Below are 13221 nucleotides of genomic sequence, written 5' to 3'. Positions count from 1 at the left end.
TCCGACCGGTGGGGCGACGGCCACCGTCGAACCGGTGATGCGGGCCAGCGGGCTCGTCGCCGGATACCTGCCCGGCGTGAACATCCTCAACGGCTGTGACCTCGAGTGCTACCCGGGCGAGCTCATCGGCATCATCGGACCGAACGGTGCGGGCAAGTCGACGCTCCTCAAGGCGCTGTTCGGGCTGGTCTCGGTCCGTGAAGGCTCGGTCACGCTGCAGGGCGAGGACATCACGAACATGAAGGCGAACAAGCTCGTGCAGGCGGGCGTCGGCTTCGTCCCGCAGACGAACAACGTCTTCCCCTCGCTCTCCATCGAGGAGAACCTGCAGATGGGGCTGTACCTGCGGCCGTCGAAGTTCGCCGAACGGCTCGAGGTGATCTACGACCTGTTCCCGGTGCTCGCGCAGCGGCGGGGCCAGCGGGCCGGGTCGCTCTCGGGTGGTGAGCGGCAGTCGGTGGCGATGGCCCGCGCGCTGATGATGGACCCGAAGGTGCTGCTGCTCGACGAGCCGAGCGCCGGGCTGTCGCCGGTGCGGCAGGACGAGACCTTCATCCGCACCCGGCGCATCAACAAGGCGGGCGTGTCGATCATCATGGTCGAGCAGAACGCCCGCCGGTGCCTGCAGATCTGCGACCGTGGGTACGTGCTGGACCAGGGGCGGAACGCGTACTCGGGCACCGGGCGCGAGCTCGCCGACGACCCCAAGGTCATCGAGCTCTACCTCGGGACGCTCGCCAAGGACGTCGACGCCGCCAAGTAGGGGGGGTCGACCCGCCGGTGCCGCTGTGGGGGCGGGACCGGCATCGAGCGGGGTCGTGCGCAGTCGCTGTCGCGCCGCACGGCCCCGCTCCTGCATGCCCGGTCCGCCCTGCACCCGGACGGGAGGCCCGGTGCGGCTCCGCCACGCGAGTACCGTTCTCGACGTGGACAGGATCGCGGCGCTCGCCATGGACGTGCTGGTGTGGGTCGTGTTCGCCGTCCTCTTCATCGGGGCGGCCCTGCTCGTGAAGGTCGCAGCCGCCCTGCTGGTCGTGCTCGTCGTGTTGGCGCTCGGCCTCGGTCTGACGCTGCGGATGCTCCGGCAGCGCCGGCGTCGGCGCTGAGCCGCGGCGCCGCCCGGCGCCGCACCGCCACGCGCCCCGCGGCCCCCCCCGCCCACGCCGTGTCACCCGCGCACCCCGCCCGGTAGGCTTGCCGGGTGAGTGAAGTCGAGATCGGTGCAGGCAAGCGCGGACGTCGGGCGTACGCGTTCGACGACATCGCGGTGGTTCCCTCGCGGCGCACCCGCGACCCGCAGGACGTCAACGTCCAGTGGTCGATCGACGCCTTCACGTTCGAGGCCCCGATCCTCGCGGCGCCGATGGACTCGGTGTCCTCGCCCGCGACGGTGATCCAGATGGGGCGCCTGGGCATCCTCGGCGTGCTCGACCTCGAGGGGCTGTGGACCCGGTACGAGGACCCGACCCCCTTCTACGACGAGATCAAGACGCTCACCGACGGCAACGTCACCAAGCGCATGCAGGAGATCTACGCCGAGCCGGTCAAGGCCGAGCTGATCACCGCACGCCTGGCCGAGATCCGTGCCGCGGGCGTCCCCGTCGCCGGGTCGCTCAGCCCGCAGCGCACGCAGGAGTTCTCGCAGACCGTCGTCGACGCCGGCGTGGACCTGTTCGTCATCCGCGGCACCACGGTGTCGGCGGAGCACGTGTCGCAGAACACCGAGCCCCTCAACCTCAAGAAGTTCATCTACGAGCTCGACGTCCCCGTCATCGTCGGCGGTGCCTCGACCTACACCGCAGCGCTGCACCTCATGCGCACCGGTGCGGCCGGCGTGCTCGTCGGCTTCGGCGGTGGCGCCGCGTCCACGACCCGGGCCGCGCTCGGCATCCACGCGCCCATGGCGACCGCGGTGGCCGACATCGCCGGTGCCCGTCGTGACTACATGGACGAGTCCGGCGGCCGGTACGTGCACGTCATCGCGGACGGCGGCCTCGACACTGCCGGCGACGTCGTCAAGGCGATCGCGATGGGCGCCGACGCCGTCATGCTCGGCACGGTGCTCGCTCGCGCAACGGAAGCGCCCGGCGGCGGCTTCCACTGGGGTGCCGAGGCGCACCACCCGGAGCTGCCCCGCGGCCGTCGTGTCGAGGTCGGCACGATCGCGCCGCTCGAGAACGTGCTGAACGGTCCGACCCCGACGTGGGACGGCCGCGCGAACATCGTCGGTGCCCTGCGCCGGTCGATGGCGACGACGGGGTACTCCGACGCCAAGGAGTTCCAGCGAGTAGAAGTGGTCGTGGCGCCGTACCACCAGCAGTGACGGTGGCACCCGCACGGCGCGGGTGACGCTTCGGTGCCGCTCGCAACGGCAGCGGAGGCGAAGATGGCAACGACGGTCTCGGGCAAGCAGACACCCAGCGGTGCGTTCGGCACGGCGGGGTTCGACCCCCGGGCGAAGCTCGGACCGGATGAACGCGCCGACGCGATCGAGGCGTTGAAGACGAAGGAGCTCGACGTCCTGGTCGTCGGCGGCGGGATCGTCGGCGGCGGCAGTGCCCTCGACGCCGTCACCCGGGGCTTGAGCGTCGGCATCGTCGAGGCGCGCGACTGGGGCTCGGGGACCTCGAGCCGGTCGTCCAAGCTCGTGCATGGCGGCATCCGGTACCTCGAGCAGCTCAACTTCGCCCTGGTGCGCGAGGCGCTGATCGAACGCGGGCTCCTCCTGCAGCGGATCGCCCCGCACCTGGTCAAGCCCGTCCGCTTCCTGTACCCGCTCAACCACCGCGTGTGGGAGCGCTTCTACATCGGGATCGGCATGGCGATGTACGACGCCTTCAGCTGGTCCGGCGGCCGTCCCCCCGGCGTCCCGCACCACCGGCACCTCAGCCGCACGCAGGTGCTCAAGTCGATGCCCGCGCTGAAGAAGGACGCGTTCGTCGGCGGCATGACCTACTACGACGCGCAGGTCGACGACGCGCGCTACGTCGCATCGCTGGTCCGCACCGCGGCCTCGTACGGCGCCCACGCCGCGTCCCGGGTCCGCATCGAGGGGTTCATCAAGGTCGGCGAGCGCGTCGTCGGCGCGCACGCCCACGACATCCAGACCGGCGAGCGCTTCGACATCCGCGCCAAGCAGGTCGTCAACGCGACCGGGGTGTGGACCGACGACACCCAGGCGATGGTCGGCACCCGCGGACAGTTCAAGGTGCGGGCGTCCAAGGGCGTGCACCTGGTCGTGCCCCGCGACCGCTTCCAGTCGAACATGGGCATGATCCTGCGGACCGAGAAGAGCGTCCTGTTCGTCATCCCGTGGGGTCGGCACTGGCTGGTCGGGACCACCGACACCGACTGGTACCTCGACAAGGCCCACCCCGCTGCGACGGCCGCCGACATCGACTACATCCTCGAGCACGTCAACAAGGTGCTGCGGGTCCCGCTCACACGCGAGGACGTCGAGGGCGTCTACGCCGGCCTGCGCCCACTGCTGGCGGGGGAGTCCGACGTCACGTCGAAGCTCAGCCGCGAGCACGTCGTCACGCACACCGCCCCGGGTCTCGTCGTCGTCGCCGGCGGCAAGTGGACCACCTACCGGGTGATGGGCAAGGACGCGATCGACGAGGCGGTGGCCGCCATGGACGGCCGGATCCCCGCGTCGACGACCGAGGACATCCCGCTGCTCGGTGCCGAGGGCTACCCGGCGGCGTGGAACCGGCGCGGCCGCACGGCGAAGACGTTCGGCGTGCACAAGGTGCGGATCGAACACCTGCTGAACCGCTACGGCACCCTCGCGACCGAGGTGCTCGACCTGGTGAAGGCGGACCCGGCCCTCGCCGAGGCGCTCCCCGGGGCCGACGACTACATCGGGGCCGAGGTCGTCTACGCCGCCTCGCACGAGGGTGCCCTCCACCTGGAGGACGTGCTCGCCCGCCGCACCCGCATCTCGATCGAGGCCTGGGACCGCGGCGAGTCCGCAGCCCCCGTCGCCGCGAAGCTGATGGCCGACGTGCTCGGCTGGGACCAGGAGACCACCGAGGCCGAGGTCGCCAACTACCTCAAGCGCGTCGCCGCCGAGCGTGCGTCGCAGCTCGAGCCCGACGACGCGTCGGCCGACCGGGTCCGACTCGAGGCGCCGGACATCGCCTTCGGCTTCGAGGAGGACGACGTGGTCGTCGGCGGTGGCCGGAGCGACGGCGCCGAGGGCGCGAAGGCGAGCGACGAGCAGGTGGTCGGCGAGAAGACGACGGAACCGGAGTAGGTCCCGCCGCCGTCACGTCCAGGAGGCTCGGCGCGGCGCCGTCACGCCGGCTGCGGCTGGCGGGTGGTCGCCTCGACCACCGCGCCGTCCACGATGGTCACGACGGCGTCGAGCGTCGCCCGGTGCACCAGGTCGTGGGTGACGAGCATCGTCGCGGTGGAGCGCTCGTGCGTCAGGCGTGCGAGGAGCGCCATCACCTCGGCCCCGCGCTCCTGGTCGAGCGCGCTCGTGGGTTCGTCCACGAGCAGCACACTCGGTTCGTGCACCAGGGCCCGTGCGATCGCCACCCGCTGCCGCTGCCCACCCGACAGCTGCGCGGGACGCTTGCCCGCCTGGCCGTCGAGCCCGACCGCTGCCAGGAGCTCGTCGGCCCGGGCGGCGATCCGACGGCGCCCGGCGCGGTCCGACCCACCGAGTTCGCCCATCACGAGCAGCTGCTCGCGGGCGGTCAGCGACAGCAGCAGGTTCGACTGCTGGAACACGATCCCGATGCGCTCGCGACGGAGCGTCGTCGCGGCGTCGCGCGACAGGCCCGAGGCATCGACGTCGTCGATCCGGACCGAGCCGGAGTCCGGCCGGATCAGCGTCGCGGCGACTGCGAGCAGCGAGGACTTGCCCGACCCGGACGGGCCGGTGATGCCGGTCACGACGCCGCGCGGTGCAGACAGCGAGACGCGGTCGACCGCGGTGACGCGTCCGGCGCCGTCGGGGAAGGTGAGGGTGACGTCGTCGAAGGTGATCATCGGTTGCTCCCGAGGGCGGTGAGGGGGTCGGCGGCGGTGACGGTGCGGAGCGCGACGGCCGCGCCGCCGAGTCCGAGCACCACCATCGCGACCGCGGGGACGAGCGTGGTGAGGGGGCTGAGGAGGAACGGCAGCGTCCCGCCGGCCAGGGCGCCGAGGACGACGACGGCCGCCGTGCCGACGCCGATCCCGACCGCGAGGACGACGAGGGCCTGCCCCAGTGCGTCGCGGACCAGGGACCGCGTGCTGGCGCCCAGGGCCTTGAGGACGGCGACGTCGGCCGAGCGCTGCATCGTCCACACGGTGAAGAACGCCCCGACCACGAGCGCGGACACCCCGAAGAGCATCACGATCATCAGACCGAGCGACCCGACCTCGGACCGGAAGGTCTCGAGGGCGCCGAGGCTGCCGAGCGGCGTGCTCGCCGCGGTGTCCGTCCGCTCGGCGACGGCGTCCCAGTCCGGCGTGCCGGAGACGGCCAGGAGGCTCGGCTCGCCCGATCCGCCGAGGCGTCGGTCCGCCGCGGCCCACGCCTCGGCCGTCATCGCCACGACGGGCGTGTGGCTGTACCAGGCGTCGCCGCCGATGACGGCGACGCGGTAGGCCGTGCCGGTGATCGTCACCGTGTCGCCGACGACCGCGCCGAGGTCGTGGGCGGCACCGGCGGACAGCCCGACCTCGTCGTTGTTCCGCGGGGCGAGCGCCCCGACGGTCGACCGGACGCCCTCGAGACCGAAGAGCGCGACGCCGACGGCGTCGTCCGACCCGCGGGTGCCCGCGGCACCGACGGTGGCGCGACCCTGCACGATGCCCACCGGGACCACCTCGTCGACCCCCGCCGCGTCCTGCCAACCGGCCACGGCCTCCCGTCCGATCGTGGACTGCGCGTAGGACGGTGACCCGGAGGCCGGCTGCTGCAGCACGACGCGGTCGCCGGACAGGCCGAGGACGGCGGAGACGTCCTGCGACGCGAGCCCGCCGGTGAGCCCGGCCAGGAACCCGACGAGCAGGGTGATGAGCGCCACGACGGCACCGATGAGCACGAAGCGTCCTCGGGCATGTCGGAGGTCGCGCCAGGCGACGAACACGGTGTTCCCTTCCGGTGCCGAGGACCCTCCGCGGCACGTCCACCACCCTCGCCGTCGGCGTCTCGCGCGCCATCGCCACCGCGGTCGGTCCTGCGCTCCGACTTTCGGTTGATCCGGCCCGGCCGGTCGGTGCCTACCCTGGGAGGGAGATGCCCCACACGAATCCCCGGCACGTCTTCGCCGGCCTGCGCCGCGGCCTGCACGCCCTCGTCGCGGTGCTGCTGGCGGTCGTCGTCGTGCGCGTGCTCGTCGTCCGGTCGCCGTCGGTGTGGGTGGCCCTGGTCGTCGTGGTCCTCTTCGCGGTCGTGTACCTGCTCGGCGGTCGGGTCGCCGGGGTCGACGTCGCACGTCGCCGGAGGACGACCACGCTGTGGGTGTCGGCGCTCTCCGTGCTGTGGGTCCTGCTCATGGTGCTCGTGCCGGACGCGGCCTACCTGGCGTTCCCGCTCTTCTTCCTCTACCTGCACGTGCTGCCCCGCTGGACCGGCCCCGCCGCCGTCGTCCTCGCAGCACTCGTCGCGGTCGTCGCACTCGGGGTCCACAGCGGCTTCACGGTCGGCGGGGTCGTCGGACCGCTGGTCGGGGCCGGCGTCGCCCTGCTCATCGGTCTGGGCTCCCGGACCCTGAGCCGGAACGCCGCCGAACGCGAAGCGATCCTCGCCGAGCTCCTCGCCACCCAGCGCGAACTCGCGGCGACCCAGCACGAGCAGGGGGCGCTCGCCGAACGCGCTCGACTCGCACGCGAGATCCACGACACCGTCGCGCAGGGCCTGTCGAGCATCCAGATGCTCCTGCACGCGGCCGAGGCCGTCGACGCGGACCGACCGGGGATCGAGCACGTCCGGCTCGCGCGCCAGACCGCGGCCGAGGGACTGGCGGACACCCGCCGCTTCATCCGCGAGCTGAGTCCGCCCTCGCTCGACCAGGGCATCGGGGCGGCACTCCGACGACTCGCGGGCACCCGCCGCCCAGACGGGGACCTGGCGGTCGAGGTCGACGTCACCGGGGCGGACGACCTGCCGATGCAGTTGCAGACCGCCGTGCTCCGCATCGCCCAGGGCGCGTTGGCGAACGTCGAGCAGCACGCGCACGCACACCGGGCCCGGCTCGAGCTCTCGGTCGGCCAGGACCTCGTCCGCCTGAGCGTCACGGACGACGGCGTCGGGTTCGACCCGCAGGCCGTCCAGGACCGATCGGGGACGTCGGACTCGTTCGGCCTGCGGGCCATCGCCGAGCGGGTGGCGCAGTTCGGCGGGACGCTCGACATCGACGCCAGCCCCGGGCGCGGCACCGTCCTGCGCGTGGTCCTGGAGCGCTGATGGTCGTCCGCATCGTGATCGCCGACGACCACCCCGTCGTCCGGGCCGGCCTGCGCGCGCTGCTCGAGGCTGCCGAGGGCATCGAGGTCGTCGGCGAGGCGGGTGATCCCGACCGTGCGGTGGAGCTCGCGGCGTCGTGCGACCCCGAGCTCGTGCTGATGGACCTGCAGTTCGGCCAGGACACCACGGGTGCGGACGCCACGCGGCGGATCCGCGCGCTCGAACCCGCGCCGTACGTCCTGGTGCTGACGAACTACGACACCGACGGCGACATCCTCGGTGCGGTGGAGGCCGGCGCGAGTGGGTACCTGCTGAAGGACGCCCCGCCCGCGGAGCTCATCGCCGCGGTGCGCGCCGCAGCCGCCGGGCAGAGCGCGCTCGCACCGGCCATCGCCGCACGGCTGCTCGAGCGGATGCGCTCGCCGCAGGTGAACCTGTCCGCGCGCGAGATCGAGGTGTTGCGGCTCGTCGCCGACGGTGCCTCGAACGGGCAGGTCGCCCGGACGCTGCACATCACCGACGCCACGGTGAAGTCGCACCTGGTGCACGTGTTCTCGAAGCTGGGGGTCTCGTCGCGGACGGCCGCGGTGTCCGCCGCCCGGGGCCTCGGCGTCCTGCGGTGACGGCTGCCCGGACCCGTGCGTCGGGTTCTCCACCGTGCTCGTTCTCCACAGTGCTCGTTCTCCACAGGGGGAATGGGTGGCGGGTCCCGGTGGTTAGCATGGGTGTCCTGGGAAAGGGAGCCATCATGGTCGACGTTCATCGCGTCAAACTCCCCGGAGTCGGCGTGCTGCACAGCTTCTACACCGACGACGGTGGCAAGTGCGGGGTCATCACGCACCGGTCGGGTCACTCCGACCTCATCTCCTTCGCCGACGTCTCCGACGGTGCCGACAAGTCCGAGAAGGTCTCGCTGCGCCTGAGCGACGACGAAGCCCACACCCTCGCCGAACTGCTCGGCGGCACCCGCATCACCGAGGGCCTCGACAAGCTGGACGAGATCCCCGGGCTGTCGATCGACTGGTTCTCCGTGGACTACGACGACGCCATCGCCGGCAAGCCGCTCGGCGACCTGCACGACTCGGGCTTCATCGGCCTGACCGTGGTCGCCGTCGTGCGTGGCGACAGCGCCAACCCGGCACCCTCGGCGGACTTCGTCGTCTTCCCGGGCGACACCATCGTGGTCGCCGGCGCTCCCGAGAAGGTCGCGAAGGCGTTCTCGTTCTACCGCAGCGGTGCGCTCGCGGCGGCTTCCGCGGCCGAGGCGCCGCCCCGGAGCTAGGGGCATGCACCTGGGTGGTGAGCTGCTGACCATCGGCGGCCTGTTCCTCATCGCCTACGTCCTCGGCCGGCTCGGCAAGCTCATCGGGCTGCCGGCCATCCCGATCTACATGGTGGTCGGGCTCATCGCGAGCCCGCACACCCCGTGGATCGGCCTGAGCGTCGAGTCGCACACCATCGAGCTGATCGCGACCTTCGGGCTGATCCTGCTGCTGTTCAACCTCGGGCTCGAGTTCGACCAGGAAGAGTTCTACGGCAACGCCGGCAAGCTCCTGGTCTCCGGCGGCACGTACGTCGCGATCAACATGGCCGTCGGCTTCGCGTTCGGCTTCTCGCTCGGGTGGGGCACCCGCGAAGCCCTGGTGATCGCGGGCATGACGGCGACGTCGTCGAGCGCGATCGTCACGAAGCTCCTCATCGAGCTGCGGCGTCTGGCGAACGACGAGACCCCGATGATCCTCGGCGTCACGGTGATCGAGGACGTCTTCATCGCGATCTACCTGGCGATCGTGTCGGTCGTGCTGTCCGGCGACACGAACATCTGGGGCGTGATCGGCAAGCTCGCGCTCGCGTTCGGCTTCCTGATCGTCATGTTCAGCCTGGCCCGCTGGGGTGGCAAGCAGGTCTCGCGGATCTTCGCCACGCGCGACGACGAGCTCTTCACCGTGCTGTTCTTCGGGCTCGCGGTGATGTTCGGCGGCATCGGCGACCTGCTCGGCGTGACCGACGCCATCGGTGCCTTCGTGATCGGGCTGCTCTGCGGTGCCACCCGCTACCGCGACCGCATCGAGCAGCTCGCCCTGCCGATGCGCGACGTCTTCGCGGCGTTCTTCTTCGTCAACTTCGGGCTCGGGCTCGACGTGTCGACCTTCGGCGAGGTGTTCTGGCCGGTCCTCGGCGCGATCGGCATGACCGTCGTGCTGAACGCCGTCGCCGGCCAGCTCGTCGCCCGCATGAACGGGTTCTCCGCGCAGCAGGGCATCAACACCGCCGTCATCCTGGTGAACCGGGGCGAGTTCGCGCTGATCCTCGCGACGCTGTCGGCCGCCGCCGGGCTCGAGGAACGGATCACCGCGTTCGCGGGTCTGTACGTCCTGATCATGGCCGTGCTGGGGCCGATCCTGGCCACGAACTCGGACCGGATCGGCCGCCTCGTGCTCCGCCCAGCGCGGGTGCGCAAGCTCCGCGGCCGCGAGCGTGCCGCCGCCGAGGCAGCCGCTGCGCGCAAGGCCGAGCGCGACCGTCGGTTCGCCGAGGAGATCGCCCTCGTGGAGGCGGCTGGCAGGGACGAGCGCGAGAATGGTGCACCGGAGACGACGCCCGAGCCCGAGCCGGAGACGGTGAGCACGGGCACGTCGTCCGTGGAGATCCCCGCCGAGCGTCCCGAACGCCCGGTCCGAGCACGCGATCCGGAGTACTGACACGCATGTGGGCCGTCGCACGTCGACCGAGGTGGATCGCGCTGCTGGTGCTGGCGCTGGTCCTCGCTGCGGTGTTCGCCGCCCTGGGCAAGTGGCAGCTGGAACGCAGCATCGAGAACGGCAAGCCGCAGCCCGCCACCACCGAGACGCGGCACGTGCTCTCCGACGTCTCGAAGCCGGAACGGGGCGTGGGCGACAGCCTCGCCGGGCAGAAGGTCACGGTCACCGGGCGCTTCGTCGCCGGTGACACCACCGTGCTGACCGGCCGCAGCGGGGGTGGTCGCTACCAGACCGTCGGACACATGGTCGACACGACCACCGGGGCGAGCCTCCCGGTCGTCATCGGCTGGTCCGACCAGCGCTCGGCCGCCATCGCCGGTGGCGACCGCCTGACGGACGACGCGTCGATCACGGTCGAGGGCCGCTACTACCCGTCCGAGTCCCCGGACCAGGACGCGTTCCAGCAGTCCGCGTACTCGGCCGTCGCGCCCGCTCGGTTCGTCAACACCTGGAAGGCGTTCGACGACCGGATGTACGGCGGCTACGTCGTCGCCGACGGCACCACCGCAGCGCAGGCCGACCTCGGCACCATCGCCGACCGGGCGCCCACGCGCGAGGTCCAGTTCGACTGGCTCAACCTGTTCTACGCGATCGAGTGGGTCGTCTTCGCCGGGTTCGCCGTGTTCCTCTGGTGGCGCTTCGTGAAGGACACCTGGGAGCGTGAGGAGGACGAGCGCGAACAGGCTCGCTCCACGGATCCACAGCCAGCCGAGGCCGTCGCCGACCGACGGTAGGATTGCCGTATGGCCCTGACCGTCCGTACCCGCGACATCCCCAAGATCCCGGGGGCGGTGCGGCTGTACCGCATCTCCGCGTACATCACGGGCGTGCTGCTGCTCGCCCTGGTGGTCGAGGTGATCATCAAGTACACGCCGCTCCAGCGGGAGATGCAGCTCGGCAACGGGCCGTTCTTCGTCCCCAACGGCACCGCCGGTGAAGCCCCCGGCACGTTCAACCTGTCGATCGCGATCCTCATCGCCCACGGCTGGCTGTACGTCGTCTACCTCTTCATGGACTTCCGCCTGTGGAGCATCATGCGCTGGCGCCCGTCGCGGTTCCTGCTCATCGCCCTCGGCGGCATCATCCCGTTCATGTCCTTCGTGGTCGAGCACCGCATGCAGAAGGCCGCCATGACCACCTACCACGAGCTGACCGCGCAGCAGGCGCGGGAGAAAGAGAGCGCTCGGTGAGCGAGACCGACCAGCGTCCCGTCCTCGTCGTCGACTTCGGAGCCCAGTACGCGCAGCTCATCGCGCGACGTGTGCGTGAGGCCAACGTCTACAGCGAGATCGTCCCGCACTCGATGAGTGCCGCCGAGATCCGGGCGAAGGACCCGGCCGCGATCGTGCTGTCCGGCGGTCCGTCGTCCGTGTACGAGGAAGGCGCCCCGGCGCTCGACGGCGAGATCCTCGAGCTTGGCGTCCCCGTGCTCGGCATCTGCTACGGCTTCCAGGCGATGGCATCGGCCCTCGGCGGCACGGTGGCGAACACCGGCCTGCGCGAGTACGGCGCGACCGCCGTCGACGTGACGGGCACCGACAGTGTCCTGCTGGGCGGACAGCCCGCGTCGCAGACCACGTGGATGTCGCACGGCGACTCCGTGTCCGCGGCACCCGAGGGGTTCGCCGTCCTGGCGTCCAGCCCCTCCACGCCGGTCGCGGCCTTCGCCTCGGACGAGCGCAAGCTCTACGGCGTGCAGTGGCACCCCGAGGTCAAGCACTCGGCGTTCGGGCAGGCGGTGCTCGAGAACTTCCTGCACCGGGCCGCCGGGCTGCCGGGCGACTGGAACTCGAACAACGTGATCGAGGAGCAGGTCGCCCGCATCCGCGAGCAGGTCGGTTCCGCGCGGGTCATCGCCGGGCTGTCGGGCGGGGTGGACTCGGCCGTCGCCGCCGCGCTCGTGCACAAGGCCGTCGGTGACCAGCTGACGTGCGTGTTCGTCGACCACGGGCTGCTGCGCGCCGACGAGCGCAAGCAGGTGGAAGAGGACTACGTGGCCTCGACCGGTGTCCGTCTGGTCACCGTCGACGCCGAGCAGCAGTTCCTCGACGCCCTGGCCGGCGTCAGCGACCCGGAACAGAAGCGCAAGATCATCGGGCGCGAGTTCATCCGGACGTTCGAGGCCGCCGCCGAGGCCCTCGTGCTCGAGGCGCGCGCCGACCCGTCCGACGACGGTCAGGTCGAGTTCCTCGTGCAGGGGACGCTCTACCCCGACGTCGTCGAGTCCGGCGGTGGATCGGGCACCGCGAACATCAAGTCGCACCACAACGTCGGCGGTCTGCCCGAGGACATGACGTTCAAGCTCGTCGAGCCGCTGCGCACCCTGTTCAAGGACGAGGTCCGCGCCGTCGGCCGCGAGCTCGGGCTGCCCGAGGTCATCGTGGGCCGCCAGCCGTTCCCCGGTCCGGGCCTGGGCATCCGCATCGTGGGTTCCGTCGACAAGGAGCGGCTGGAGATCCTCCGCGCTGCAGACGCGATCGCCCGCGAGGAACTGACCGCCGCCGGTCTGGACGACGAGATCTGGCAGTGCCCGGTCGTCCTGCTCGCCGACGTCCGTTCCGTCGGCGTCCAGGGGGACGGCCGGACCTACGGTCACCCGATCGTCCTGCGCCCGGTGTCCTCCGAGGACGCGATGACGGCCGACTGGACGCGCCTGCCGTACGACGTGCTCGCCAAGATCTCCAACCGCATCACCAACGAGGTCCGCGACGTGAACCGCGTCGTGCTCGACGTCACGTCGAAGCCGCCGGGGACCATCGAGTGGGAGTGATCCTCCCGCGGTGACGGGGCTCGGCGCGCAGGCGTCGGGCCCTTCGTCGTTCGTGGGGCGCTTCGTCGTTCGTCGGGCCCCCCGAGGTTCCAGAATTCCGGCATCTCGAGGCGACGCACCGGGTGTTCGTGACACCTCGGCGGACACGAGCGGCGAGTTGTGGAACCTCGCGGGCTGCGGGCTGCGGGCTGCGGGCTGCGGGCTTCTGGCTGCGGGCTGTGGGGTGCGGGCTGCGACCAGCGCTACCGCATACCGCGAACGACGAAGGGCCCCGGCGATCG

General features: G+C 71.5%; 13 protein-coding genes. 11 read left to right on the top strand and 2 right to left on the bottom strand.

Annotation, left to right across the window (positions count from 1 at the left end; translation table 11 throughout):
* Positions 1-37 precede the first annotated feature (37 nt).
* The 4 genes from BIU90_RS06645 (at position 38) to BIU90_RS06635 (ending at position 4258) form a co-directional block, all read left to right on the top strand.
* Complete coding sequence (locus tag BIU90_RS06645; RefSeq protein ID WP_071299764.1) at positions 38-763, top strand: ABC transporter ATP-binding protein; 726 nt, start codon at positions 38-40, stop codon at positions 761-763.
* Between the two features lie 163 nt (positions 764-926).
* Entirely contained in the window at positions 927-1106 is a 180-nt protein-coding gene (locus tag BIU90_RS18215) for a hypothetical protein (RefSeq protein ID WP_139195144.1), read from the top strand.
* Between the two features lie 95 nt (positions 1107-1201).
* Complete coding sequence (locus BIU90_RS06640) at positions 1202-2323, top strand: GuaB3 family IMP dehydrogenase-related protein (protein WP_071299455.1); 1122 nt, start codon at positions 1202-1204, stop codon at positions 2321-2323.
* Positions 2324-2386: 63 nt separating this feature from the next.
* Complete coding sequence (locus tag BIU90_RS06635) at positions 2387-4258, top strand: glycerol-3-phosphate dehydrogenase/oxidase (protein WP_071299454.1); 1872 nt, start codon at positions 2387-2389, stop codon at positions 4256-4258.
* A 41-nt stretch (positions 4259-4299) separates the two neighbouring features.
* Here the strand turns inward: BIU90_RS06635 and BIU90_RS06630 are convergent, their stop codons facing one another.
* Positions 4300-5001 (bottom strand): ABC transporter ATP-binding protein, encoded by a 702-nt coding sequence (locus BIU90_RS06630; protein WP_071299453.1) that lies wholly within the window; start codon positions 4999-5001, stop codon positions 4300-4302.
* Entirely contained in the window at positions 4998-6089 is a 1092-nt protein-coding gene (locus BIU90_RS06625; RefSeq protein WP_071299452.1) for an ABC transporter permease, read from the bottom strand. Before BIU90_RS06625 ends, BIU90_RS06630 begins: the two co-directional genes overlap by 4 nt.
* Positions 6090-6238: 149 nt before the next feature.
* On the opposite strand from BIU90_RS06625, the gene BIU90_RS06620 reads away from it, so the two are divergent.
* From BIU90_RS06620 to guaA, 7 genes are all read left to right on the top strand, one after another.
* The gene (locus tag BIU90_RS06620) at positions 6239-7408 is read left to right on the top strand and encodes a sensor histidine kinase (protein ID WP_071299451.1); all 1170 of its coding nucleotides are present in this window, start codon (positions 6239-6241) and stop codon (positions 7406-7408) included.
* Positions 7408-8031, top strand: a complete 624-nt coding sequence (locus BIU90_RS06615; protein ID WP_071299450.1) for a response regulator transcription factor — start codon at positions 7408-7410, stop codon at positions 8029-8031. The genes BIU90_RS06620 and BIU90_RS06615 overlap by 1 nt, the downstream gene beginning before the upstream one ends.
* A 125-nt stretch (positions 8032-8156) precedes the next feature.
* A complete protein-coding gene (locus BIU90_RS06610; protein WP_071299449.1) occupies positions 8157-8690 on the top strand; it encodes a cation:proton antiporter regulatory subunit in 534 nt (177 codons plus the stop codon).
* 4 nt (positions 8691-8694) lie between these two features.
* A complete protein-coding gene (locus tag BIU90_RS06605) occupies positions 8695-10110 on the top strand; it encodes a cation:proton antiporter (RefSeq protein WP_071299448.1) in 1416 nt (471 codons plus the stop codon).
* 5 nt (positions 10111-10115) lie between these two features.
* Positions 10116-10904 (top strand): SURF1 family cytochrome oxidase biogenesis protein, encoded by a 789-nt coding sequence (locus BIU90_RS06600; RefSeq protein WP_071299447.1) that lies wholly within the window; start codon positions 10116-10118, stop codon positions 10902-10904.
* A gap of 9 nt (positions 10905-10913) precedes the next feature.
* Positions 10914-11360, top strand: a complete 447-nt coding sequence (locus BIU90_RS06595; protein ID WP_071299446.1) for a DUF3817 domain-containing protein — start codon at positions 10914-10916, stop codon at positions 11358-11360.
* Positions 11357-12940 carry a glutamine-hydrolyzing GMP synthase gene (guaA, locus tag BIU90_RS06590; protein ID WP_071299445.1) on the top strand — a complete coding sequence of 528 codons (1584 nt, stop codon included), beginning with the start codon at positions 11357-11359 and terminating at the stop codon, positions 12938-12940. Before BIU90_RS06595 ends, guaA begins: the two co-directional genes overlap by 4 nt.
* The last annotated feature ends 281 nt before the right edge of the window (positions 12941-13221 follow it).

Source organism: Curtobacterium sp. MCBA15_001 (assembly GCF_001864835.1).
In the GTDB taxonomy this organism is placed as follows: Bacteria; Actinomycetota; Actinomycetes; order Actinomycetales; family Microbacteriaceae; genus Curtobacterium.
The sequence above is the reverse complement of the archived record's forward strand: the minus strand, read 5'-3'. Positions and strand labels throughout refer to the sequence as shown.